We start from the raw sequence: 22,552 nt of genomic DNA, 5'->3' as shown, positions 1-22,552 counted from the left end.
GCGCAATTGATCGCGTAAGCCGAGCAGGCAAAGCGCAGGATCTTCTGCCGGAAAGCAGCGTCTGGCTATTTCAGGGTGCGGAATATGACTTCATACGACAGGAAACATTGCGGTTAATGTTTCGCGCCTTCGCGTGCCGCTGATGTCAGCACGATATTGGTGTTGTCGGGCAATTGGTCTGGCTTGGGCAATTCGATCCGGAAGGGCAGCCGCATGACAAAGGTGTCTCCGTCTTCGCCGAAAACCGGTTCACCCTGCAACTGTGTGGCGAATGCCTCGATCAACTGACTGCCCAGCCCTGTTCCCTCGGCTTCGTTTTCGCGTTGACCTATCGAATTCACGATTTCCAGAACACCGTTTGAACCACCGTCACTGGTAAGACCGACGCGCACCCATGCCTGACTGTCGTCGTCTGGTTTTCCGGCGTATTTCAAAGCATTGGTAAAGGCTTCAGTCGCAAGCAGCGACAACGGAACAGCCTGATCCGGCAGCAGCGTTACCGGTTCGAGTTCGGTTTCAACCCTGAGATTCGAACCGGGCTCAAGCGATACATTCACCATCTGGTTGATGATATCGCCCAGCAGGCGGTCGGCCTCTACCGCGTCGAGATGCTCGGCCTGATAGAGGTTCCGGTAGATCGTGGCCAGCGCTGCCACCCGGTCCTGAACCGAGCGTAAAACCCGTTTGGCATCGTTATCCGCGATCATCCGGCTTTGCATGTTGATGATCGACCCGATGAGCTGAAGATTGTTCTTCACCCGGTGATGCAGTTCTTTCAGAAGCACCGTCTTTTCGGCCACTGCCTGCTCCATCGCTTCTTCGTCGCGAATCAGGATTCGGGCCATATTATGAAATGTCTGGCTGACATCGGCGATCTCGGTTGGCGCCTCTGTCAGAACACGCGGCGCCTGATGCCGGCTGCCAATTGCAAAGCGGCGCATCTGGCCACGCAATTCGCTGATATGGCGCAGGACCAGACGGAAAACCGCGAAATAAGCCACCGCCAATGAGATCAGCCAAAGGATGATGGGAAGTACCACCGCGCCAAACCGCGAAAGCTGCAGGAACCCGATACCGGCAATCTTCGGACTCCAGCTTCCCAATGCGTATACAAGGCCAGGCACAACCGGAACGACGGTGAAGACCCGCGATTCACCGGTATTTGAATAATCGCGGAACGTTGTCTCTGTCCGTGACAGAAGGCTGACCAGCTTAACGCCCTGCGGAAGGATATCCGTCGCGTTATCTCCTTCGCCACGATCAGCGGTCAGGATTTCTCCGCGATGATTGAAGGTTGCGATCCTTGCGCCTTCGGTACCGAAACCGATCGAATGGGTCGAACGCAGCAATTCATGCGTCAGGCCGACAGAGACATATCCCAACAGGTCCCGATCGCGATATAGCGGCTGCATCACCAGCACCATCGAGCGCTCGGAGCCGAATGCGTCATCTACCGAAGTGACCAACGTGCCCGGTTCGGCGATGAATTTCTCGTAGGCCGGGGATTTGCGCATATCCATGACCTCGGCCATGCCCGAACGCGAATGGCAAGTGCTGAGACCATTCATGGGCACAAAGCCGACATAAATATAGGTCGCGCTTCGTTCGATGAAATTCTGCATAAGATCCGCGCAGCCGCGCTTTTGATCAAGCGCATCCAGAACCGCCGGACCCAGAGCATCCGCCGATCCCAATGCGCTTTGCAGCAAGGCCCGTTCCCCCGCCGCGGCCGAGGCGGTGCGGCCCAGCAATGCGATCTCTGCGCTGCGATCGGCCTCTTGCGAAAGATTCAGGTTCTGGACCAGCGACATCAGCCCGACGGGGAGGATCGCAACCGAAAGCAATGTGCCAAGCCGGAAGCCCAGCCGCTTGGTGAAACTCAACCGTTCGGTCAGACGCTGAAGTAACACCTACAGACCGATTTAGCGGCGGACAGGATGATTCGGCGCCATGACGGCAAGAGTGACCTGATCATTCATGTTCAACTCTTCGTTCTCTCCCAGATGCAGAAGTTCCGCCAGTTTACGCCGACCGCGATTGGCGCGGGACTTCACGGTTCCGATAGCCACGCCAGTCATATCGGCGACTTCTTCATAAGAGAAACCCGATGCGCCAACCAGAATCAATGCCTCTCGTTGTTCATCGGGCAGTTGTTCGAACGCGGCGCGGAAATCCCGCAGGGCAAGGCGCCCGTCATGATCCGGGCGGGTCGAGAGCCGGGCGGCATAAAGTCCGTCGCTATCACTGACTTCCCGCTTGGTCTTGCGCCGGGCCGAATAGAACGTGTTGCGCAGAATTGTGAACAGCCAGGCCCGCAAATTCGTACCGGCTTGAAATTTATCCATATTTGTCCACGCTTTGACGATGGTGTCCTGCACCAGGTCATCGGCGGACGCACTTTCGCGGGTAAGCGAAAGGGCAAATGCCCTTAGCGCCGGAAGATGGCTGACCAGTTCGTCGCGCGGATCGGACTGGGCGGAAGCATCGCTGTGCTCACCGCCGGATTTGTCGGCAGGTGCCATATGTTACTCCTGCTCGCGCAGTTTTTGCAGCAATTCCAGAAATCGGTCCGGGATCTGTTCGGTGCTGTCCTCTTCATACACCCGCCTCAGGTTTTCATCGATCTGTTTCTCGATCGCATCCCTAGGGTCATTTTCTCGCTTAGGTGTCATCTTTCGTCAGCCCCGGTAATCTTGTGCGCCCCCCTTCCAACCTGTAGGAATAGGAAATGGTTCCGCCCAACATGCGAAAATCGAGGATAGACTGCAATGTCCGCTGAAAAACTGGCTCAATCCGTGGGACGCGAACTCCCGTATCTGCGCCGCTATGCGCGTGCGCTGACCGGCAGTCAGCACGCGGGCGACAATTATGCTGCCGCAACGCTGGAGGCGATCCTGACGGATCGATCGATCATGGAGGGCGAGACCGAGATCCGAATCGGCCTTTTCCGCGCCTTTCATGCAATATGGCAAAGCTCCGGCGAGCCGGTGGATGACGCCGGGGCCACGATTCGCGAGAAGGCCGCACAGGCACGGCTGCGCAAGCTGACGCCGAATTCCCGCGAAGCCCTGCTTTTGCGGACGATCGAAGAACTGCGCTACGACCAGATCGCCCGGGTCATGGATATCAGTCAGCCCGAAGCTGAAGAACTGGTCGGGATCGCATTGAATGAAATGAGCGGCGCGGTCGCCGGCCGGGTCATGGTGATCGAGGATGAGACGATCATCGCCATGGATCTCAGGGGTATCGCGCAGGCAATGGGCCACGAGGTAACGGGCATCGCCCGCACGCATTCCGCCGCGCTTGAGCTGGCCGGTAAAGAGCGTCCCGATCTTATCCTGGCGGATATCCAGCTTGCGGATGGCTCTTCCGGGATAGACGCCGTGAACGACCTGCTGAACAATCTGGGGGATCTGCCGGTGATCTTCATCACCGCCTTCCCGGATCGGTTGCTGACCGGCGACAGACCCGAGCCGGCCTTCCTGATCCCGAAACCCTATACCGAGGAACAGGTACGTTCGGCCGTGTCCCAAGCAATGTTCTTTGCCACGACAGAAGGTCTGGCGGTCTAGGCAGGGCTATCAGTATCAGAACGGTGTGATCGGAAGAACCGGCCGCCTTATTGTTCGGCTGGCGTCTTGCGGTGCCGTTTCTTCTGCGCAAGCTCGATATTGATGACAGCGCCCAGCAGCACGGAAAATCCCGCCAGATAGAACCACATAAGCAATGCGACAACGGTCCCGATCGAGCCATAGATACGGTTATAGCTGTTGAAACTGCCCAGATAGGCCGAAAATCCGATTGAGGCCGCCGACCACAGGAGCGTTGCGAACAAGCCGCCCCATGTCAGCAAAGGCGGACGCTGCGCACCGACATTCGGTCCGTAGCGATAAAGGATTCCGATTCCGATATTGACCAGAACGAACATTCCTGCCCATGGCAAGGCGGTCAGCAGCGCTGCCCTTATCGGTGCTATGACCATGAATTTGAGCAATATCGGAACAACGACAATGGTCGCCATCCCGGCTAAAGAAATCCCCACCATTGCCAAGGTCAGCACATATGCGCGGATAAATCCGACCAATGTCGAACGACTGCGCGCGCCATGCGCCGCATTCAACCCCCGGATAAGGGCATCGACTCCGGCACGCGCGGATACGGTGGCAATCACGAAGGAAATGACAGAGGTCCATCCGATGGTGGTCCGTCCTCCTGCCGTAAGCGATCTGATCTGGGTATCTATGATGCCGGCCGCGTCCTCGGGCAGGAATTCATGCGCGACATTGACATATGTCATGATGACGTTGGGCTCGAACCACAGGCTCCATAACGCGATGATTGCCGCAAGGCCGGGAAAAACCGCGAACATGGCATAGAATGCGACACCTGCTGCGATAAGAGCCATATGGCTTTCGTCCATACGCTCGAAAACAGCCTGCCAGAATGACCAAAACCGTTTAATCAGAACCAGCATCGGTTCTCCTTGACACGATTACGGACTTGTCCTGGTTGGACATGTCCGTAGCTAGACAGAATAGCGCGACCAGATTGAATCGTCACCCAGCCGGGTCAGAAACTCTGCATGGGCGGCCGCCTCTTCCCTGGTCAGCCGGGAAGGCAATGGAACCGGCCTTGCCCTGGCCTTCTGTGAACCGGGTGTGTCTGCCATATTGGAAACCCGGCTTTCCGCGGGCTGATCCAGCACGAGATCGGGCTGCCGTCCGCCGATAAGCTCCAGATAGACCTCTGCCAGAAGTTCCGAGTCAAGCAGTGCCCCGTGCAGCTCGCGGTTTGAGTTATCAACGCCGAAACGTCTGCAAAGCGCGTCCAGAGACGCCGGAGAGCCGGGAAATTTCTCGCGCGCGACGGCAAGCGTATCAAGCGCGCGATTCCATGGCAGGGCGGGGTGGCCGGCACGTTTCAGCTCTGCGTTCAGGAATTTCATGTCGAAACTGGCGTTATGGATCACCAGCTTGGAATCCTGACCTATAAAATCAAGGAAGCCCTGAGCAATTTCCGAAAATTTCGGTTTGTCGCGCAGGAAATCGTCGCCAAGACCGTGAACCTCGAATGCTTCGGTCGGCATGGAGCGTTCCGGATTGATATATACGTGGAATGTATTGCCGGTAGGCAGGTGATTAAGCAATTCAAGCGCACCGATCTCGACGATGCGGTCATCCTTTTCGGCATCGAAGCCGGTGGTTTCCGTATCCATGACGATTTCACGCATTCGCAAGAATCTCCTTGCAGATTCGTTCAACAGCGGCGCGCGCGGTTTCCAGATCATCCGTAGGGATCACCCAATCGGCTCGGTCGCGCTTTTCACTATCGGGCATCTGGCGGGACAGAATCATCCTGAAATGATCCTCGGACATGCCGGGCCGGGACAATACCCGGGCTTTCTGCGTATCGGCATCGGTGGAAACAACTGCCACGCCATCGAAGGAATGATCTGAGGATTTTTCGAAAAGCAAGGGAATATCAAGAATTATCAGATCGCTATCCGAATTTCTCTTTACGAAATCCGCGCGATCCTGAGCGACTAACGGATGAACGAGGGATTCCAGCTTTTCGATCAGGCTCGGGTCTGTCTTCAGGGCGAGTTTCAACGCCTCGCGATCTATCGCATCGTTTTTCAAAGCATCCGGCACCAGCTCCGAAATCGGAGCAACAGCTGCCCCACCCTGCGCGTAAAGGCGATGCACAGCCCCGTCCGCATCCCAGACGGGATGGCCAAGATCGCGAAACATCTGAGCTGTGGTGGATTTTCCCATTCCGATACTGCCGGTCAACCCAAGCTTGTACGTCATTCAAGCACGACCCGGCGGGTTTCATCGTCTATGGCAGGGCGTTGACCAAACCATCTTTCAAACCCGGGCGCCGCCTGATGCAGAAGCATTCCCAACCCGTCGACGACCCGACAGCCGCGCGCCTGAGCATCGATCAGAAACTGCGTCATCAGCGGCGTATATACAAGATCGGTTACCAAGGCGTCAGGGGACAGCGCATCCAGCGGAATCCTGAGTGGCTGCTTGTCCTGCATTCCGAGAGAACTGGCATTGACGACAGTCACCGCGCCTTCAAGCATATTTCCGGCCTGCGCCCAATCATAGACGATCAGGCGCGCACCAAACTCTGCGCGAATTTGTTCGGCTCGGACCCGGGTGCGATTGGTGATCCGGATCTCCTTGACCCCGCTGTCCAGCAGCGATGCAACAACCGCCCGCGCAGCACCGCCCGCGCCAATGACCGCGGCGGGACTGTTATCCGCATCCCAGTCGGGCGCCGCTTGCCGCAAATTGGCGATGAATCCATAACCATCTGTGTTATCGGCATGAATTTTTCCGTCAGGGCGGAAAATGAGGGTGTTTGCAGCGCCGATCAATGCCGCACGATCGGTAACGACATCGGCGAGCGTCAGAACGGCCTCTTTATGCGGGATGGTGACATTAATTCCAACGAAACCAAGGTGCGGCAGCGCGCGAAGCACTTCGGCAAGGTTTTCGGGCTTAACAGGCATGGGAATGTAATGTCCGTCGATAGAATAGCGCTTCAGCCAGTAGCCATGCAGCTTCGGCGAACGCGAATGCATGATCGGCTGCCCGATCACTCCGGCCAATGGCGCGGGCCGTGACTGGCTTTCTGGCGAATCTTCGGTCATCACAACAATAAGTTATCTCATCTTTCAGGCTCTGAGTAGAGTAGGGTACATGCCCACCGCAATAAAAGAGCGGATATGCAGGACGGGCGGTCATTGTGGCACTTCAGACTCACCCAAGTGGATGAAACACTGGATATCTCTGGGGACATTCTGCGGATAATCTACCAGCTTGGCGCTTATAGCTGAAACTCACTGTGAACATAAGGTAAACGGAGACCGATTATCCACAAGTGGATCGCAGGAAGCCGGTATCATTTCCGTTGTGGACTAGTGACATGACCCAGATCTTGCCGATCACTTATTAAAATTATTAATTTATTGAAATATAAAGATATTATACGTATAGCATCTGTTCCCATGACGCTACACTCATCCATCCTTACTGGGGATGCCGTTGTGGATAAGTCGCTAATCCAGTTTTCCTCAGGCCCTATAACAACAACATTTCTTTTCTTCTTTATTTTATTTAGAGCAGTCCCAACGGGAGAGATTTCATGACCGGATTGCTTGCCTTGATCTATCTGTATGTGAAAGCATTCCATGTGATGGCTGTCATGTCATGGATGGCCGGTCTGTTTTATCTTCCACGCCTGTTTGTTTACCATGTTGAGCGAGGGGCAAAGGCGGATGAGCCTGCAGCAAGTCTTTTGATCATGGAAGACAAGTTGCTGCGCCTGATCATGCGGCCTGCGATGATTGCGACATGGGTCAGTGGCTTAATTCTGGTTCTTACCCCCGGGGTGGTTGACTGGTCGATGAGCTGGCCCTGGGTCAAGGCCGGATGTGTTTTGATCATGACCTGGTTTCATGGCTGGTGTGCGGGACAGCGACGAGCATTGGCGCAAGGCATATGGCTGAGCGGAAAACGATATCGTTTGATGAACGAGGTTCCGACTTTGCTGATGATTGTGATCGTTTTGTCAGTTATCCTTAAATACTGACGCTAAGATTGACTCGTTCGTCTTTACAGCCTATTTGATGCTGGAACCCGGCCGTCCGGTACGGGAATCTCCATGATATTGATGTTTTCGCCAGCCGCCGCTGGCATCGATGAGGTTACATAATGAGCGACGAACGCCTGAATCTGTCCGATCTCAAGGCCAAGAGTCCTGCGGATCTGCTGGCTATGGCAGAGGAATGGGAAATCGAGAACGCCTCGACGATGCGCAAGGGCGAGATGATGTTCTCGATCCTGAAAGAACACGCTGATGAGGGGTGGGATATCGGTGGCGAGGGAGTTCTTGAAGTCGTTCAGGACGGGTTTGGATTCCTGAGATCTACCGAAGCGAACTATCTTCCCGGGCCTGACGATATCTATGTCAGCCCGGATATGATCCGGCAGTATTCGCTTAGAACTGGCGATACGGTTGAGGGCGTGATCCGGGCGCCGGGTGAAAACGAGCGCTATTTTGCGTTGACGAAGGTGGAACGGATCAATTTCGAGGATCCGGAGAAGGCGCGGCATAAGGTCGCGTTCGATAACCTGACGCCGCTATACCCGAATGCGCGGCTTAACATGGAAATCGATGATCCGACCAGCAAGGATCGTAGCGCCCGTATCATCGATCTGGTTGCCCCGATCGGGAAGGGTCAGCGTTCACTTATCGTGGCCCCTCCGCGCACAGGTAAGACAGTGTTATTGCAGAATATTGCGCATTCGATCGAGCGTAATCATCCGGAATGCTATCTGATTGTCCTGTTGATCGATGAACGCCCGGAAGAAGTAACCGACATGCAGCGAAGCGTGCGCGGCGAAGTGATTGCTTCGACATTCGATGAACCGGCGAGCCGGCATGTCGCCGTGAGCGAGATGGTCATCGAGAAAGCCAAGCGTCTTGTTGAGCATAAACGAGATGTTGTTATTCTTTTGGATTCAATCACTAGACTTGGTAGGGCTTATAATACCACTGTTCCCAGTTCGGGGAAAGTCCTGACTGGTGGTGTCGATGCGAATGCGTTGCAGAGGCCTAAGCGTTTCTTTGGCGCGGCGCGGAATATCGAGGAAGGCGGTTCGTTGACGATTATCGCGACAGCCCTGATCGATACCGGTTCGCGTATGGATGAAGTGATCTTCGAGGAATTCAAGGGCACGGGTAACAGCGAGATCGTGCTTGACCGGAAAGTTGCCGATAAAAGGGTCTTCCCGGCTATGGATATCCTTAAATCTGGAACCCGAAAAGAAGAATTGCTGGTGGAAGCGCGCGATTTACAGAAAACCTATCTGCTGCGTCGTATCTTGAACCCGATGGGAACGACGGATGCGGTCGAATTTCTGATTTCAAAGTTGAAGCAAACGAAGACAAATGCCGAATTTTTCGATTCGATGAACGCCTGACGAGGACGTCATGGATTTGATTTTTGCCGAGGCCACCTCTCCTGGACGGGGGGGTGTTTCGGTTATTCGTCTTAGTGGAGACAATGCGCGCGCAGCAGCAGAGAAGCTTACCGGGCCGTTGACGCGACCACGGTATGCCGAATTGCGTGATATTCGAGATGATGATGAAATCCTAGATCATGCGCTTGTGCTTTGGTTTGAAGAAGGGAATAGCTTCACTGGGGAAGAGGTCGTCGAACTTCATCTTCATGGTGCTCCGGTTATTGTAAAGCGGATCTCACGCGTGCTGTTGGAGATGGGGCTGCGTTGGGCGGAAGCCGGTGAATTTACAAAACGGGCATTCCTTAATAACCGCATGGATCTTGCTGAAGTTGAAGGTCTGGGAGATCTTCTGGAAGCGGAAACCGAAGTGCAGCGACAACTTGCTGCTCGTGTCGCCAGCGGTGAGCTGAGCAAGAAGACGGAAGCCTGGCGAGGGTCGCTTATTCGAGCCGGAGCTCTTGTCGAGGCGAGCGTTGACTTTGCTGATGAAGAAGTTCCTGAGCATGTTCCCTTGGAGGTATATGAAATCCTATCGCAGTTGAAGGACGACCTGGATAGTGAGATAAATGGGTTTTCTGCAACGGAGCGATTGAGAAAAGGTCTTGAAGTTGCAGTTATCGGTCCACCTAATGCTGGAAAGTCCAGCCTGATCAATCGAATAGCCCGCCGGGATATTGCGCTGGTTTCGGATATCGAAGGTACCACAAGGGATATTATCGAAGTCCGATTGGATCTTTACGGGCTGGCGGTCACAATCCTGGACACGGCGGGGCTACGTGAATCCGTAGATGAAATCGAAAAAATGGGAGTCGGCCTTGCGAAAGAGCGTGCGATGGCTGCTGATTTACGTCTTCATCTATCGGAGAACGGAGATATTGTTTCCGATTTATGGAAAAATGGCGATATCTCAGTCAGGACAAAATCGGATCTGGGTGGAAGTATAACTGGCGACGTTGCCGTTTCGTCTTCTACGGGTGACGGAATAGATGCGTTGCTTTTACGTCTATATGATAAGTTGTCTTTAATGATTGTTGGCGCCCGTACCATTAGTCATGAGAGGCAGTTGGTGGCGTTGGTTGATGCAAGTGCGTGTCTTTCAGATATAGAAGGGCTGCCGCCGGAGCTGTTAGCCGAATCTATAAGAGCAGCGGCAACATCTCTGGATAGATTACTTGGCAGAATCGGTGCAGAAGAGTATCTGGGAGTGATCTTTAGCTCGTTTTGTATTGGGAAGTGAAATGGTGTTTCACGTGAAACATTTCGATGTGATAGTAATCGGAGGCGGACATGCCGGTACCGAGGCAGCCGCGGCTGCAGCGCGAATGGGGTCACGAACCGCGCTGATTACCATGCAGGAAGTTGATATCGGCGCACTTTCCTGTAATCCTGCTATCGGTGGGCTGGGAAAAGGCCACTTGGTCCGTGAGATTGATGCGCTGGACGGGCTTATGGGACGTGTTGCTGATTGCGCAGGTATCCAGTTCCGTCTTCTTAATAGACGTAAGGGGCCGGCGGTTCAGGGGCCTCGTGCACAAATGGACAGGGCGGCATATCGAACGCATGCGTTAACTTATTTGCGCGGTATACCCGGGTTGGAACTGCTGTTCGGTGAGGTTGCTGCATTCACCGGTGATTCAAACCGGATAGACGGTGTAGAACTTGCGGATGGTACTCGCTTAAGTGCCACTGCTGTTGTCCTTACTACCGGTACATTCCTTAACGGAGTTATCCACATCGGAGATGTAAGTCGGAAAGCAGGTCGCTGGGGTGATAATGCTTCAAACAGGCTTGCCGATTCGCTTTACGGTTTAAATCTTCCGATGGGGCGCCTAAAGACCGGAACGCCGCCGCGCCTTGATGGCCGCACAATAGATTGGGACCAGTTGGGGAAACAGCCGGGAGATGAGAGCCCGGTCATGTTTTCGTATCTTTCAAAGGCGCCTTCTCTGCGTCAGATATCTTGCGCAATTACGCATACGAACGCTCATACGCATGATATTATTGATAAAAATCTCAATCGTTCAGCGATGTATGGTGGGCATATCTCGGGAAAGGGTCCGCGATATTGTCCATCGATTGAAGATAAGATTGTGCGATTTTCGGATAAAAGTTCTCATCAGATTTTCCTTGAGCCCGAAGGGCTCGAAGATACCACAGTATATCCGAATGGTATCTCAACATCGTTACCAGAAGATGTTCAGACGGCGTATGTGCATACGATAAAGGGCCTTGAAAATGCAGTTATCACTCAACCTGGATATGCGGTTGAATATGATTATGTCGATCCAAGAGCGTTAGATTTCAGCCTGAAAGTCAAATCCATTGAGGGTTTGTATTTTGCTGGCCAGATTAACGGTACCACTGGATACGAAGAAGCCGGTGCGCAAGGAATGGTTGCTGGCCTTAACGCGGCTCGCTTTGCTTCGAATAACGCTCCGGTAATTTTCAGTCGAACAGACAGTTATATTGGCGTGATGATCGATGATCTGGTTACTCGCGGAGTAAGCGAACCATATCGCATGTTTACGTCCAGGGCAGAATTTCGCCTGACTCTACGTGCCGACAATGCGGATCAGCGACTGACACCACTTGGCATAGAAATCGGCTGCGTTGGAGCAGAGCGGCGTGGAAGATATGAAGCTCGGCAGTCGAAATACCTTGCTGCGCGCAGCAAGGCGGAGGAACAAGCGCATTCGCCCAATGATTTGCTGCAGGGAGATATTCAGGTACGTCTGGACGGTCAGCGACGCTCGATTTTTTCGCTTCTTGGGATGCGAGAACTTCCGATACAAAAAGTTTGTGCAATCGCGCCATGGCTGGAAAAAATCGACCCGGAAACGTTACAACAGCTCTTGAACGATTCTCTTTATCATCGGTATGTGGATCGACAGAAGCGGGATGCGGAAGCTCTAAGGGCAGATGAGAATATTCCATTGGCTGCGGATATTGACTACTCCGATATCGCCGGACTTTCATCCGAGCTACGCATTAAGCTGACAGATGTCCGTCCGAGCACGTTGGCGGCAGCTGCCAGGATCGAGGGTATAACGCCGGCTGCACTAACATTATTGATCGCAGTAAGTCGAAGCGCAGAGCGAAAACGAGCATGACCGGCAATGTTTCACGTGAAACAATGGAACGCCTTGCAACATTCAGGGATCTGGTAATTCGTTGGAATTCTCGAATAAATCTCGTAGCACCGTCAACGATATCCGAATTCGATTCCCGGCATATCGAGGATTGCCTGCAGATTTCTAAGCATGTCAGCCCAGAATCAGGCATCTGGGCGGATCTTGGGAGCGGGGGAGGTTTGCCAGGTATCGTATTGGCAATCGTTTTCTCTAATCATCCGGTGCAGTTCAGGCTTTTGGAAAGTGATCAACGAAAAGCCGCCTTCCTTCGGACAGTTATCCGTGAACTCACGCTGGAAAATACCCAAGTGTATAACCGACGAATAGAAGATGCTGATCCGCTGAATGCCGCCTATCTGTCGGCCCGCGCGCTTGCTCCTTTACCTCGCCTTATGCCATATCTTGACCGGCATTTGGCAAAATACGGGCAGGCTTGGATCATGAAAGGTGAGAATTGGCGGGAAGAAGTCGAGGATGCTCGCCATAAGTGGAAATTTAACGTCTTTCCGATACAAAGCACTTCCAGACCCGGCGCCGCGATACTCAAGATCAGTGAGGTGACAGATGCCAAATCATAGAATAATAGCGATTGCCAACCAGAAGGGCGGCGTTGGAAAAACCACAACGGCAATCAATCTTGGTGCAGCACTCGCTCAAGCGGGGCATGAGACGATCCTTATTGATCTTGACCCGCAAGGAAATGCCTCGACAGGTTTGGGCATTGATGCAGATATGCGGCAACAGACGGTTTACGATCTCTTGCTGGGTGAAGGCTCGCTCGACGATGTTGCGCAAAAAACCAATATTGATGATCTTTATATAGTGCCGGCAACATCGGATTTGGCTTCGGCGGATGTAGAACTCTCCAATGCTGCAAATCGGACCAAACTTCTTCGAAATAAGCTTGTTGAGACAGGCTCGGAAAAGATCATCCTGATAGATTGCCCGCCTGCACTAGGTCTTCTGACCATAAATGCGATGGTCGCGGCCACCGGTGTTTTGGTGCCCCTTCAGGCCGAATTCTACGCATTGGAAGGGCTTTCCCAACTTCTGACCTCTATTCGTCATGTTCGACAGACTGCGAATCCGGAACTTCGCGTGAATGGAGTCTTGCTGACGATGTCGGATTATCGCAACAATCTATCCCAGCAGGTCGAGGCCGACGCGCGTGCCACCCTTGGTGAATTGATATATACGACCGTGATTCCACGCAATGTTCGTGTTTCCGAAGCGCCGTCGCATGCTCAACCAGTGTTGATTTATGACCCGAACTCAAAAGGCAGCCTCGCGTACCGTCAGTTCGCAGAGGAATTTGTCAATCGTCTTAATCTTGCACCAGAGGCAGCGTGATGTCCGAAAATAAAAACGTAAAAAGAGGGCTCGGCCGTGGTTTATCGGCGCTTATGGCTGATATCGATGTTAACGGCCCGGAAAAAAATGGAAGCTCCACACTTCCGATAGAACAGATTACCGCTAATCCCGATCAGCCGAGGCGGCAATTCAAACCCGAAGATCTACAAGAGCTTGCGGAGTCGGTCAAAAACCGGGGCGTGCTTCAGCCTCTGATTGTTCGCCCCCATCCAAGCGATGAAGGGTTATATCAGATCGTTGCCGGAGAACGTCGGTGGCGTGCCGCACAAATGGCACAGCTTCATGAGCTTCCCGTTCTGATTCGCGACCTGAGCGATTCCGAGGTACTCGAAGTCGCGATCATCGAGAATATTCAGCGGGCGGATCTGAATGCAATTGAAGAGGCAACGTCTTTTCGCCAGTTGATGAACCGGTTCGGTCATACCCAGGAAAAACTTGCCCAATCGCTGAATAAAAGTCGCAGCCATATTGCAAACTTGCTGCGCCTGTTGAATCTTCCGGATTCCGTACAGGATTTTCTCAAAAATGGCCAGATCAGTGCTGGCCATGCAAGGGCGCTCGTAACCGCCAAGAACCCCGAACAGCTTGCACGTAAGGTGATTGATAAGGGCCTGTCGGTTCGCGAAACGGAAGAGCTTGCACGCAAGCAAAGCGAAGAACCCAACAATAAGGCAGGCCAATCTTCAAGCAAAGCAGAGAAAGATGCGGACACGCGCGCGCTCGAATCTGATCTTTCCGCGCATCTCCGTATGCGAGTATCGATCAAGCATGCCGGTACAGATGGCGGGCAGCTAACGATCACTTACAAGGAGCTCGACCAGCTTGATGAACTCTGTCAACTATTGGGCGGCAATCGGTAATCGGGCCGGGTATGAGATATACTGCGATTGCGGTTTTAGCGAATTGGAATAGCGACCGCGGTAAATCCTCAAACCTCAACCAAGAGATTACATAGCACAGGAATTCAAAGCCACAATTCCGACAGATGATAAATTCAGGCTTCTGGGCGTGTAATTACATACAGACCTACACTCAAGCAGATGATAGCCTGACCGGTAATCAGCCAAGCCGGCAATCCTGCCCAAAGGGCAGCCGCGACACCCGCCGTCATTGCTGAAACTGCCCATATCTTGGCAATCCGACCGATTGCTCCACGCTCCTGCCATGCCCTGATCGGAGGGCCGTAAATCCTATGACTCAATATTCTCTTACGTAGCTGTGGAGAAGAGCGGGCGAAGGCCCAGGCTGCGATCAGCAGAAATGGAACAGTGGGAAGAATCGGCAGCACGATGCCAATTACACCCAGACCAAATGCGATTGCGCCAATCGAATACCAGACGATAGGCATCTAATCTGCCAATTCCCGAAGAATTGCATTCAGGATCGGGCGCCCTTCGCGGCTGGCCTTCAGCCGCCCCGCAGACCGTTCAACCATCTTCAGCTCCAATAACTGCGCAACCGACGCTTCGTTTAATGGGTTGCCCGCAAGCCGTGCATAACGCTCTTCGTCCAAACCTTCGACCAATCTTAACGACATTAACAGATATTCCGTTGCCTGCTCCCTGAGGGATAACAACTCCCGCGGCAATTCACCCGTTCCATGACGCTCGACAGACTCCAGCCATGCCCCGGGTGCACGATGCGCTTCCGTTGCGAGGCGGCCATGGGGAAGGGTGATCCGCCCATGGGCACCCGGCCCAACCGCCGCCCAGTCGCCCTGCCGCCAATAGACCAGGTTATGGCGGCTTTCTGATCCCTTGGCGGCATGGTTTGATATCTCATAACCCGGCATTCCTGATGCCTCACAGATCTCCTGCGTTTCCAGATACATGTCTGCGGCCAGATCGTCATCCGGCAAATCCCGCAGCTTGCCGGCCGCCGCACGCGCCCCAAAACTCGTGCCGGGTTCAATCGTCAGTTGATAAAGTGACAGGTGATCTACCGCCATGCTTAGCGCTTCGCGCAGTTCGTTCCGCCAGGCCTTTGCGGTTTGCCCCTGTCGCGCATAGATCAGATCCATGCTCACGCGCGAAAAACAGTCCTGCGCCACGTCGAACGCAGCGCGTGCCTCTGCCACCGTATGCATCCGCCCGAGCCGGCGTAAATCGTCATCGTTCAATGCCTGCACGCCCATGGACAGACGATTAACCCCCGCTTCCGCATAGGCTTGAAAGCGTTCTTTCTCGACGCTGGTCGGATTAGCTTCCAGGGTTATCTCGATATCATTGGCAAAGCCCCACCCGGCACGCGCTGAACGAAGCACGGAATCCACAGTTTCTGGCGCCATCAATGATGGAGTGCCGCCGCCGAAAAAGATACTGCCAAGAATTCGTCCGGGAAGTTCTTCAGCCAGCCGTGCAATCTCTGCGCCCAGTGCGCGTGCCCAGCGGGTCTGATCTACTGATCCGACAACATGGCTGTTGAAATCGCAATAGGGGCATTTGGCGGCGCAGAATGGCCAATGCACATACAGCCCAAATCCTCCGGCATGCCAATCTTCATCACACCGGAAAGCGTCTTGCTGGGTCATTCGCGCATCGCGGTCACTTCGATTTCGATCTTCATCTCGGGACGGATCAAGCCGGAAATGACCATGGTTGCAGCCGGGCGAATTTTGCCCATTGCTTCTCCCAGGATTGGCGCTATCTCATCCACCAGGATCGCATCGATGACAGTATACTGCACACGGACAATATCATCCGCAGTAAAACCAGCTTCGTCCAGAACTCTGAAAATTGTATCAAAACAATTCTTCGCCTGCTCGGCTGCTGTTTCAGGCATGGTCATGGTGGTGTAGTCATAACCCGTCACGCCAGAGACAAAGCACCAGTTGCCCTTAACCAATGCCCGGCTGTATCCCATCGAAGCCTCAAAAGGCGATCCAGTAGAAATTCTATGCAAAACAACCTCTTATCATGTTTTCAACGGCCAATGCCCGATGGCTGAGCCTGTTTTTCACGTCCGGCGCCATTTCACCTAATGTAACCTGCTGTCCTTCGGGCATGAATATCGGATCGTATCCATGTCCCTCAGCGCCGCGCGGAGGCCAGACGACTCGCCCCGGCAAAACGCCCTCGAAGATTTCATCATGCCCGTCCGGCCACATCAGAACCAGCGTACAGCGGAACTGTGCATTACGAGGTTCCGGTGTGTTCAGATCCTCCAGCTCACGCCAGGTCCGCTCCATCGCCATGCCGAAATCACGACCATTCCCGGTCTCGGCCCAATCGGCGGTATACACGCCCGGAGCACCATCCAGTGCATCCACGCAAATCCCGCTGTCATCGGCAAGTACCGGCAAGCCCGTCGCTTCCATGGCGGCCCGGGCCTTGATCCGCGCGTTGCCAATGAAATTATCCTCGGTCTCCTCCGGCTCGCTCAGCCCGGCCGCTGCCGCCCCGGTCACATCGACACCATAGGGCGCCAGCAATGCGCGCATCTCATTCAGCTTGCCGGCGTTATGCGTGGCCATCAGCAGGCGCTTTTCGGTGAATTTCCTCATTCCAGCGCGGCCTTTTGCGCGGAAACCAATTCGCCGATCCCGGCCTCGGCCAGATCAAGCAATTTCCCCATTTCCTCGCGCGAGAATGTCGCCCCCTCGGCAGACATCTGCACTTCGATCAGGCGGCCGGCCCCGGTCATGACGAAATTCCCATCGGTTCCTGCCTCGCTATCCTCGGCATAGTCCAGATCGACCACCGGCTGGCCGGCGTAAATGCCGCAACTCACCGCAGCCACATGATCGACGATCGGATCACTGGTCAGTACGCCTGCGCCCAGAAGTTTGTTGACCGCCAGCCGCAAAGCCACCCAGCCTCCGGTTATCGAGGCGCAGCGCGTTCCGCCATCAGCCTGCAACACGTCGCAGTCGATAGTGATCTGACGTTCGCCAAGTGCGACGCGATCCACGCCCGCGCGTAAACTGCGCCCGATCAGCCGTTGAATTTCCTGTGTCCGCCCCGATTGCTTCCCCTGCGCGGCCTCTCTTCGGTTTCGCGTATTCGTGGCGCGCGGCAGCATTCCATATTCCGCGGTGACCCAGCCCAGCCCGGTACCTTTCAGGAAACGCGGCGGATTGTCCTCGATCGAGGCGCTGCAAAGTACATGCGTATTGCCGCAGCGGATCAGGCAAGACCCCTCCGCGTGCCGCATCACTCCGGTTTCAATTGAAATCGGACGCATTTGGCTTAAGTTCCGGCCAGAGGGACGCATCGGGTTATCCTTTCATTCATGATCAGGCTGCCCAATACCGCCCCAGGCATCGTTCACGCAAGCCCAAGCAGGCCATGAGTCAGGAATCGCTACTTTCAGAACTGAACGACCGCTCGCGCGAAGTGTTCCGGCGGGTAGTCGAATCCTATCTCGAGACGGGGGATCCGGTGGGCTCCCGCACCCTGACACGCAGCATGTCGGAACAGCTTAGCGCCGCGACGATCCGCAATGTCATGCAGGATCTCGAATTCATGGGCCTGCTTGACAGCCCGCATACTTCTGCCGGGCGGCTGCCGTCGCATCTGGGGCTGCGCCTTTTCGTGGACGGCATGATGGAAGTGGATAGCGTCGATCCCGACGATCAGGCCGTCATGGATCGGACCCTGGGCAATGACGACTCGGATACGAATGTCATGCTGGATCGTGTCAGTACGGCGCTTAGCACGATCACGCGCGGAGCCTCGCTGGTCCTGATGCCCAAGCACGAGGCGCCTATCCGTCATATCGAGTTCGTCAGCCTTGCTCCGGATCGCGCCCTTGTGGTGCTGGTTTTTGCGGATGGTCATGTCGAAAACCGGATTTTCATTCCGCCCGAAGGCCAGACACCCTCTTCCATGCGGGAAGCGGGCAATTTCCTGAATGCCATGGCCGAGGGAAAGACACTTGCCGAATTGCGCAGGCACATGGCCAGCCAATTGGCTGAACGTCGGCGCGAGCTGGATATCCTCGCGGCGGAACTGGTGCAATCCGGACTTGCCCTGTGGGACGGCGAAAGCTTCGATCCGCGCCTGATCGTGCGTGGCCGTGCGAATCTTCTGGACAGCGAGGCGGCGGATCTCGACCGTATCCGGGTATTGTTCGACGACCTGGAACGCAAACGTGACATCGTTGAATTTCTCGAACTGGCCGAGCAGGGCGACGGTGTGCGCATTTTTATCGGCTCCGAGAACAAGCTTTTTTCTCTTTCGGGTTCCGCTTTGGTGGTTTCTCCCTATATGAATGCCGACCGAAAGATTGTAGGCGCGGTGGGCGTCATCGGACCGACCCGGCTGAATTATGGCCGTATCGTTCCGATTGTCGATTATACCGCGCAACTGGTTGGGCGGGTGCTGTCCGGCCGGAAAGGATGAGAGTTGGAATGACCGAGCAGAATCAAGAACCGAATGACGACATGACCGAAGAATTGCTGACCGAGGCCGAGGAACTGGCCGATGAGGTTGATCGTCTGATCGCGGAACGGGATGAATTCCGCGACAAGTTCATGCGGGCGCTTGCCGATGCCGAGAATTCCCGCAAGCGCGCCGACAAGGATCGCCGCGATGCCGAGCAATATGGCGGATCTCGTCTTGCCCGCGACTTGCTGCCTGTTCACGATGCCTTGAGCCGCGCCCTTGATGCCGCCGGCGAAGAGCAGCGCGCCTCGGCCAAAGCGTTGATAGAGGGGGTCGAATTGACGCTGCGCGAATTGTCCAATGTTTTCGGCAAGCATGGCGTTACTGTCATTACTCCGGAAATCGGCGAGAAATTCGATCCGACCTGGCATGAAGCGATGTTCGAAGCCGCTGTTCCGGATACCAGAGCCGGTGAGATCATACAGGTCATGGAAAATGGTTTCCGCCTGCATGATCGCCTGTTGCGCCCGGCAAAAGTTGGGGTTTCATCGACTCCGGCCGAATAATCACGGCTTGTACGAATGCCGGATATGGCCCGGCGACAAGCGGCGATTGTCATCCCATTGCGTCAATGGGCGGGTTTTGCGTGCCGTCTCTCCCGAGGTGAAACACGGCACAACCGGCCCGTTGACGGCGCGTTACGCTACAACCTTCCTCTGACTTGCCGATTCTTCCTGACCGCGCGACCTTTGGGATATTCGGTCATCGCAGGAGGGGACCATGGCGAATACAGATGGGGTGCTAATTCATCCCGCCGTTGATAACGGCATCAAATCGGGTAACTCAAACTTTTCGGGCGGCACACTCACCTGTCATTGCGCCAGCAATCCGGTGAAGGTTCGCATCGGAGCCCAGACAGCGCATAATCATGTTTGCGGCTGCACCAAATGCTGGAAACCCGATGGCGCGGTCTTCAGCCAGATCGCCGTCGTGTCGCGTGATGCGGTGGAAGTCATCGAGAACGGCGACAAACTCGAAATTGTCGATGCCTCGGCAGCGATCCAGCGTTACCGTTGCCGCGATTGCGGCGTTCACATGTATGGCCGCATCGAAAACAAGGACCACCCGTTCTACGGCCTTGATTTCGTCCATACCGAGCTTTCCTCGGAAGCGGGCTGGTCCGCGCCGGAATTTGCCGCATTCGTAAGCTCGATCATCGAATCCGGTGTCGATGCGTCGCGTATGGATGGCATCAGGTCGCGTCTGCGGGAGATCGGACTCGAGCCTTATGACGCTTTGTCGCCACCGCTGATGGACGCGATCGCGACCCATGTGGCGAAAAAATCCGGTGCGCTTCCCGCTTGACGGGGACTGTACCGGGCACGATAGGTGACGAAAGGGCCGGTATGCTGCGGCCCTTTCGGTCATGACATGAAGTTGTTGAGATTGATAGGAGAATTACGATGAAAACCCGTGCCGCCGTAGCCTTCGAGGCTGGCAAACCGCTGGAAGTGATAGAGGTCAATCTCGAAGGGCCGAAGGAAGGCGAGGTCCTGATCGAAATCAAGGCGACTGGTATCTGCCACACCGACGAATTCACCCGTTCGGGCGCCGACCCGGAAGGTCTCTTCCCTTCAATTCTGGGACATGAGGGTGCCGGTGTCGTGGTCGAGGTCGGCCCGGGTGTAAAATCCGTGAAACCCGGCGATCATGTCATTCCGCTTTACACGCCGGAATGCCGCGAATGTGCGTCCTGCCTGTCGGGCAAGACCAATCTCTGCACCCGGATCCGCGCGACCCAGGGGCAGGGGCTGATGCCCGATGGAACCTCGCGTTTCAGCCTCGATGACGGGACGGTGATCCATCACTATATGGGCTGCTCGACCTTCTCGAACTATACGGTCCTGCCGGAAATCGCGGTTGCCAAGGTTCGCGAAGATGCGCCTTTCGACAAGATTTGCTATATCGGCTGCGGTGTGACGACAGGTATTGGTGCGGTCATCAACACCGCCAAGGTCGAGATCGGCGCGAAAGCCGTGGTGTTCGGTCTGGGCGGCATCGGCCTGAACGTGATTCAGGGTCTGCGCCTTGCCGGGGCAGATATGATCATCGGCGTCGATCTGAACGACGACAAGAAGGAAATGGCCGAGAAATTCGGCATGACCCATTTCGTCAATCCGAAGAATGTCGAAAATGTCGTTCAGGAAATCGTCGAGATGACGAAAACCCCGTTCGATCAGATCGGCGGCGCGGATTACAGTTTCGACGCCACCGGCAGCACCAAGGTCATGCGCGATGCGCTGGAATGCACCCATCGCGGCTGGGGTCAGTCGGTGATCATCGGTGTCGCGGCAGCGGGGGCCGAGATCAGCACCCGTCCGTTCCAGCTTGTTACCGGCCGGGTCTGGAAAGGCACCGCATTCGGCGGCGCCCGCGGCCGGACCGACGTGCCGAAAATCGTCGATTGGTACATGGACGGAAAGATCGAGATCGACCCGATGATCACCCACACCATGCCTCTGGATGACATCAACAAGGGCTTCGACCTGATGCATAACGGCGAGTCGATTCGGTCAGTCGTGCTTTACTGATCCTTCATCGCTGCTTGTTAAATGGTGCGGCGGGCTCTCATGCCCGTCGTTACTATTAAACAAGGGGCCATCGCATGAAGACACCCAAAAATTACATCGTCCGCATGACTGGCACAGGGGGAGTCGAACATCTTGAAACCGTGTGTGTTCCTGACGAGGCTCCGGCCCCCGGAACAGTTCGGATCAGGCAGGCTGCTATTGGGGTTAACTTCATCGACATCTATCACCGCACCGGGCTATACCCCCTTTCGCTTCCCGCAGTTCTGGGGGTTGAGGGGGCGGGCGTGATCGACGCGATAGGCGAGGGTGTAACGGGTTTTGTTGATGGAGACCGGGTAACCTATGCAGGTGCCCCGGTTGGAGCCTATGCAGCTTCCCGCATCCTGCCCGGTATTCGCCTGATCAAGCTTCCGGACAGCATAGAATTTCGAACCGCAGCGGCGTCAATGCTGAAAGGGCTTACAGCCCATATGCTCCTTACCCGTACATACCCGGTTCAGGCAGGAACCCGATTGCTGATACATGGTGCCGCTGGTGGGTTGGGGTCCATTCTGGTGCGTTGGGCGAAACATCTCGGCGCAGAGATAATCGGCACTGCGGGTTCTGAGGCTAAGGCAAAGATAGCGCGAGGCTACGGCGCGGATCATGTGATTGTAGGACGTGATGTCGATCTCGTTTCCGAAGTGGGCGAACTGACTGACGGGGTTGGCGTTGATTACACTATCGATGGAATCGGCGGGCAGATGTTACTGAAAAGCCTTGCCAGCACCCGTCGATTCGGGACGGTGGCCAGTATCGGTCAGGCAGCCGGACCGATACCGCCTTTGCCGGTCGAGGCGATTGGCCCGGTCCGCTCTCTGACGCTCGCCCGGCCAAGTGTGATGGGTTACATTGCGGATGAGCCGACATACTTACAGGCGTGCGAAGCGCTGTTGGATATGCTTTCTCAAGGGATTTCTGCGGAAACTGGTCACGAATACCCATTGACTGACGCCGCACAGGCTCAATCCGATCTGGAATCCGGATGCACCACCGGAAGCGTGCTTCTTATCCCGTGAAAACTATTATATCACGGCAATCATATTTGAAGGAGTGAA

At 55.0% G+C, this 22,552-nt stretch carries 25 protein-coding genes; 13 read left to right on the top strand and 12 right to left on the bottom strand.

Features of this window, described 5'->3' with window-relative positions:
• Positions 1 to 113 precede the first annotated feature (113 nt).
• Genes D3P04_RS16430 through D3P04_RS16420 form a run of 3 tightly spaced genes read right to left on the bottom strand, consistent with a single transcriptional unit; the run spans position 114 to position 2,672 of the window.
• Positions 114 to 1,910 carry a sensor histidine kinase gene (locus tag D3P04_RS16430; RefSeq protein ID WP_119750830.1) on the bottom strand — a complete coding sequence of 599 codons (1,797 nt, stop codon included), beginning with the start codon at positions 1,908 to 1,910 and terminating at the stop codon, positions 114 to 116.
• A gap of 12 nt (positions 1,911 to 1,922) precedes the next feature.
• Positions 1,923 to 2,522, bottom strand: a complete 600-nt coding sequence (locus tag D3P04_RS16425) for an RNA polymerase sigma factor (RefSeq protein WP_119750829.1) — start codon at positions 2,520 to 2,522, stop codon at positions 1,923 to 1,925.
• 3 nt (positions 2,523 to 2,525) lie between these two features.
• Positions 2,526 to 2,672: a NepR family anti-sigma factor gene (locus D3P04_RS16420; RefSeq protein ID WP_119750828.1), complete on the bottom strand. Its 147-nt coding sequence runs from the start codon at positions 2,670 to 2,672 to the stop codon at positions 2,526 to 2,528.
• A gap of 96 nt (positions 2,673 to 2,768) precedes the next feature.
• Here D3P04_RS16420 and D3P04_RS16415 point away from each other — a divergent pair, with 96 nt between their 5' ends.
• Complete coding sequence (locus D3P04_RS16415; RefSeq protein WP_119750827.1) at positions 2,769 to 3,572, top strand: response regulator; 804 nt, start codon at positions 2,769 to 2,771, stop codon at positions 3,570 to 3,572.
• Positions 3,573 to 3,619: 47 nt separating this feature from the next.
• Here D3P04_RS16415 and D3P04_RS16410 read toward each other — a convergent pair whose 3' ends face one another.
• The 4 genes from D3P04_RS16410 to D3P04_RS16395 are packed head-to-tail and all read right to left on the bottom strand — an operon-like array spanning position 3,620 to position 6,661.
• Positions 3,620 to 4,474 (bottom strand): YihY/virulence factor BrkB family protein, encoded by an 855-nt coding sequence (locus D3P04_RS16410; RefSeq protein WP_119750826.1) that lies wholly within the window; start codon positions 4,472 to 4,474, stop codon positions 3,620 to 3,622.
• A 51-nt stretch (positions 4,475 to 4,525) separates the two neighbouring features.
• The gene (dnaQ, locus tag D3P04_RS16405) at positions 4,526 to 5,230 is read right to left on the bottom strand and encodes a DNA polymerase III subunit epsilon (RefSeq protein ID WP_119750825.1); all 705 of its coding nucleotides are present in this window, start codon (positions 5,228 to 5,230) and stop codon (positions 4,526 to 4,528) included.
• Entirely contained in the window at positions 5,223 to 5,810 is a 588-nt protein-coding gene (gene coaE / locus D3P04_RS16400; RefSeq protein WP_119750824.1) for a dephospho-CoA kinase, read from the bottom strand. Before coaE ends, dnaQ begins: the two co-directional genes overlap by 8 nt.
• A complete protein-coding gene (locus D3P04_RS16395; protein WP_119750823.1) occupies positions 5,807 to 6,661 on the bottom strand; it encodes a shikimate dehydrogenase in 855 nt (284 codons plus the stop codon). Before D3P04_RS16395 ends, coaE begins: the two co-directional genes overlap by 4 nt.
• A 494-nt stretch (positions 6,662 to 7,155) precedes the next feature.
• Here D3P04_RS16395 and D3P04_RS16390 point away from each other — a divergent pair, with 494 nt between their 5' ends.
• The 7 genes from D3P04_RS16390 to D3P04_RS16360 all read left to right on the top strand — a co-directional run bounded on the left by D3P04_RS16390 (position 7,156) and on the right by D3P04_RS16360 (position 14,400).
• Positions 7,156 to 7,602, top strand: coding sequence for a CopD family protein (locus tag D3P04_RS16390; protein WP_119750822.1), 447 nt, complete (start codon positions 7,156 to 7,158; stop codon positions 7,600 to 7,602).
• Positions 7,603 to 7,724: 122 nt separating this feature from the next.
• Positions 7,725 to 8,996, top strand: a complete 1,272-nt coding sequence (gene rho / locus D3P04_RS16385; RefSeq protein WP_119750821.1) for a transcription termination factor Rho — start codon at positions 7,725 to 7,727, stop codon at positions 8,994 to 8,996.
• A 10-nt stretch (positions 8,997 to 9,006) separates the two neighbouring features.
• Positions 9,007 to 10,275 carry a tRNA uridine-5-carboxymethylaminomethyl(34) synthesis GTPase MnmE gene (gene mnmE, locus D3P04_RS16380; protein WP_119750820.1) on the top strand — a complete coding sequence of 423 codons (1,269 nt, stop codon included), beginning with the start codon at positions 9,007 to 9,009 and terminating at the stop codon, positions 10,273 to 10,275.
• A gap of 13 nt (positions 10,276 to 10,288) precedes the next feature.
• Complete coding sequence (gene mnmG, locus D3P04_RS16375) at positions 10,289 to 12,148, top strand: tRNA uridine-5-carboxymethylaminomethyl(34) synthesis enzyme MnmG (RefSeq protein ID WP_119750898.1); 1,860 nt, start codon at positions 10,289 to 10,291, stop codon at positions 12,146 to 12,148.
• The gene (rsmG, locus tag D3P04_RS16370) at positions 12,145 to 12,747 is read left to right on the top strand and encodes a 16S rRNA (guanine(527)-N(7))-methyltransferase RsmG (protein WP_119750819.1); all 603 of its coding nucleotides are present in this window, start codon (positions 12,145 to 12,147) and stop codon (positions 12,745 to 12,747) included. The genes mnmG and rsmG overlap by 4 nt, the downstream gene beginning before the upstream one ends.
• A complete protein-coding gene (locus D3P04_RS16365; RefSeq protein WP_119750817.1) occupies positions 12,734 to 13,519 on the top strand; it encodes a ParA family protein in 786 nt (261 codons plus the stop codon). The genes rsmG and D3P04_RS16365 overlap by 14 nt, the downstream gene beginning before the upstream one ends.
• Positions 13,519 to 14,400 carry a ParB/RepB/Spo0J family partition protein gene (locus D3P04_RS16360; protein WP_119750815.1) on the top strand — a complete coding sequence of 294 codons (882 nt, stop codon included), beginning with the start codon at positions 13,519 to 13,521 and terminating at the stop codon, positions 14,398 to 14,400. The genes D3P04_RS16365 and D3P04_RS16360 overlap by 1 nt, the downstream gene beginning before the upstream one ends.
• Before the next feature lie 134 nt (positions 14,401 to 14,534).
• Here the strand turns inward: D3P04_RS16360 and D3P04_RS16355 are convergent, their stop codons facing one another.
• The 5 genes from D3P04_RS16355 to rph are packed head-to-tail and all read right to left on the bottom strand — an operon-like array spanning position 14,535 to position 17,752.
• Positions 14,535 to 14,888 (bottom strand): YbaN family protein, encoded by a 354-nt coding sequence (locus tag D3P04_RS16355; RefSeq protein WP_119750813.1) that lies wholly within the window; start codon positions 14,886 to 14,888, stop codon positions 14,535 to 14,537.
• The gene (hemW, locus tag D3P04_RS16350) at positions 14,889 to 16,070 is read right to left on the bottom strand and encodes a radical SAM family heme chaperone HemW (RefSeq protein WP_119750811.1); all 1,182 of its coding nucleotides are present in this window, start codon (positions 16,068 to 16,070) and stop codon (positions 14,889 to 14,891) included. It abuts the gene before it with no gap.
• Positions 16,067 to 16,441: a RidA family protein gene (locus D3P04_RS16345; protein ID WP_119750809.1), complete on the bottom strand. Its 375-nt coding sequence runs from the start codon at positions 16,439 to 16,441 to the stop codon at positions 16,067 to 16,069. Before D3P04_RS16345 ends, hemW begins: the two co-directional genes overlap by 4 nt.
• On the bottom strand, positions 16,434 to 17,042 hold the full coding sequence (gene rdgB / locus D3P04_RS16340) for an RdgB/HAM1 family non-canonical purine NTP pyrophosphatase (RefSeq protein WP_119750807.1): 609 nt from the start codon (positions 17,040 to 17,042) through the stop codon (positions 16,434 to 16,436). Before rdgB ends, D3P04_RS16345 begins: the two co-directional genes overlap by 8 nt.
• Positions 17,039 to 17,752 (bottom strand): ribonuclease PH, encoded by a 714-nt coding sequence (gene rph, locus D3P04_RS16335; protein WP_119750805.1) that lies wholly within the window; start codon positions 17,750 to 17,752, stop codon positions 17,039 to 17,041. The genes rdgB and rph overlap by 4 nt, the downstream gene beginning before the upstream one ends.
• A gap of 74 nt (positions 17,753 to 17,826) precedes the next feature.
• On the opposite strand from rph, the gene hrcA reads away from it, so the two are divergent.
• The 5 genes from hrcA to D3P04_RS16310 all read left to right on the top strand — a co-directional run bounded on the left by hrcA (position 17,827) and on the right by D3P04_RS16310 (position 22,513).
• Positions 17,827 to 18,882, top strand: a complete 1,056-nt coding sequence (gene hrcA / locus D3P04_RS16330) for a heat-inducible transcriptional repressor HrcA (protein ID WP_119750803.1) — start codon at positions 17,827 to 17,829, stop codon at positions 18,880 to 18,882.
• An 8-nt stretch (positions 18,883 to 18,890) separates the two neighbouring features.
• Positions 18,891 to 19,430, top strand: a complete 540-nt coding sequence (locus D3P04_RS16325) for a nucleotide exchange factor GrpE (RefSeq protein ID WP_119750801.1) — start codon at positions 18,891 to 18,893, stop codon at positions 19,428 to 19,430.
• Between the two features lie 214 nt (positions 19,431 to 19,644).
• Positions 19,645 to 20,229, top strand: a complete 585-nt coding sequence (gfa, locus tag D3P04_RS16320; protein WP_119750799.1) for an S-(hydroxymethyl)glutathione synthase — start codon at positions 19,645 to 19,647, stop codon at positions 20,227 to 20,229.
• Positions 20,230 to 20,327: 98 nt separating this feature from the next.
• Positions 20,328 to 21,455, top strand: a complete 1,128-nt coding sequence (locus D3P04_RS16315) for an S-(hydroxymethyl)glutathione dehydrogenase/class III alcohol dehydrogenase (RefSeq protein ID WP_119750797.1) — start codon at positions 20,328 to 20,330, stop codon at positions 21,453 to 21,455.
• Between the two features lie 74 nt (positions 21,456 to 21,529).
• Positions 21,530 to 22,513, top strand: a complete 984-nt coding sequence (locus D3P04_RS16310; RefSeq protein ID WP_220475361.1) for a quinone oxidoreductase family protein — start codon at positions 21,530 to 21,532, stop codon at positions 22,511 to 22,513.
• Positions 22,514 to 22,552: the final 39 nt, after the last annotated feature.

The organism is Paracoccus onubensis (assembly GCF_003591515.1).
Taxonomy (GTDB): Bacteria; Pseudomonadota; Alphaproteobacteria; order Rhodobacterales; family Rhodobacteraceae; genus Paracoccus; species Paracoccus onubensis.
This window is presented reverse-complemented; position numbering and strand designations above follow the sequence as displayed.

Coding starts and splice junctions, on each gene's coding strand:
- D3P04_RS16425 (WP_119750829.1), bottom strand. CDS start 2,522: ATGGCACCTGCCGACAAATCCGGCGGTGAGCACAGCGATGCTTCCGCC.
- D3P04_RS16420 (WP_119750828.1), bottom strand. CDS start 2,672: ATGACACCTAAGCGAGAAAATGACCCTAGGGATGCGATCGAGAAACAG.
- D3P04_RS16415 (WP_119750827.1), top strand. CDS start 2,769: ATGTCCGCTGAAAAACTGGCTCAATCCGTGGGACGCGAACTCCCGTAT.
- D3P04_RS16410 (WP_119750826.1), bottom strand. CDS start 4,474: ATGCTGGTTCTGATTAAACGGTTTTGGTCATTCTGGCAGGCTGTTTTC.
- dnaQ (WP_119750825.1), bottom strand. CDS start 5,230: ATGCGTGAAATCGTCATGGATACGGAAACCACCGGCTTCGATGCCGAA.
- coaE (WP_119750824.1), bottom strand. CDS start 5,810: ATGACGTACAAGCTTGGGTTGACCGGCAGTATCGGAATGGGAAAATCC.
- D3P04_RS16395 (WP_119750823.1), bottom strand. CDS start 6,661: ATGACCGAAGATTCGCCAGAAAGCCAGTCACGGCCCGCGCCATTGGCC.
- D3P04_RS16390 (WP_119750822.1), top strand. CDS start 7,156: ATGACCGGATTGCTTGCCTTGATCTATCTGTATGTGAAAGCATTCCAT.
- rho (WP_119750821.1), top strand. CDS start 7,725: ATGAGCGACGAACGCCTGAATCTGTCCGATCTCAAGGCCAAGAGTCCT.
- mnmE (WP_119750820.1), top strand. CDS start 9,007: ATGGATTTGATTTTTGCCGAGGCCACCTCTCCTGGACGGGGGGGTGTT.
- rsmG (WP_119750819.1), top strand. CDS start 12,145: ATGACCGGCAATGTTTCACGTGAAACAATGGAACGCCTTGCAACATTC.
- D3P04_RS16365 (WP_119750817.1), top strand. CDS start 12,734: ATGCCAAATCATAGAATAATAGCGATTGCCAACCAGAAGGGCGGCGTT.
- D3P04_RS16360 (WP_119750815.1), top strand. CDS start 13,519: ATGTCCGAAAATAAAAACGTAAAAAGAGGGCTCGGCCGTGGTTTATCG.
- D3P04_RS16355 (WP_119750813.1), bottom strand. CDS start 14,888: ATGCCTATCGTCTGGTATTCGATTGGCGCAATCGCATTTGGTCTGGGT.
- hemW (WP_119750811.1), bottom strand. CDS start 16,070: ATGACCCAGCAAGACGCTTTCCGGTGTGATGAAGATTGGCATGCCGGA.
- rdgB (WP_119750807.1), bottom strand. CDS start 17,042: ATGAGGAAATTCACCGAAAAGCGCCTGCTGATGGCCACGCATAACGCC.
- rph (WP_119750805.1), bottom strand. CDS start 17,752: ATGCGTCCCTCTGGCCGGAACTTAAGCCAAATGCGTCCGATTTCAATT.
- hrcA (WP_119750803.1), top strand. CDS start 17,827: ATGAGTCAGGAATCGCTACTTTCAGAACTGAACGACCGCTCGCGCGAA.
- D3P04_RS16325 (WP_119750801.1), top strand. CDS start 18,891: ATGACCGAGCAGAATCAAGAACCGAATGACGACATGACCGAAGAATTG.
- gfa (WP_119750799.1), top strand. CDS start 19,645: ATGGCGAATACAGATGGGGTGCTAATTCATCCCGCCGTTGATAACGGC.
- D3P04_RS16315 (WP_119750797.1), top strand. CDS start 20,328: ATGAAAACCCGTGCCGCCGTAGCCTTCGAGGCTGGCAAACCGCTGGAA.
- D3P04_RS16310 (WP_220475361.1), top strand. CDS start 21,530: ATGAAGACACCCAAAAATTACATCGTCCGCATGACTGGCACAGGGGGA.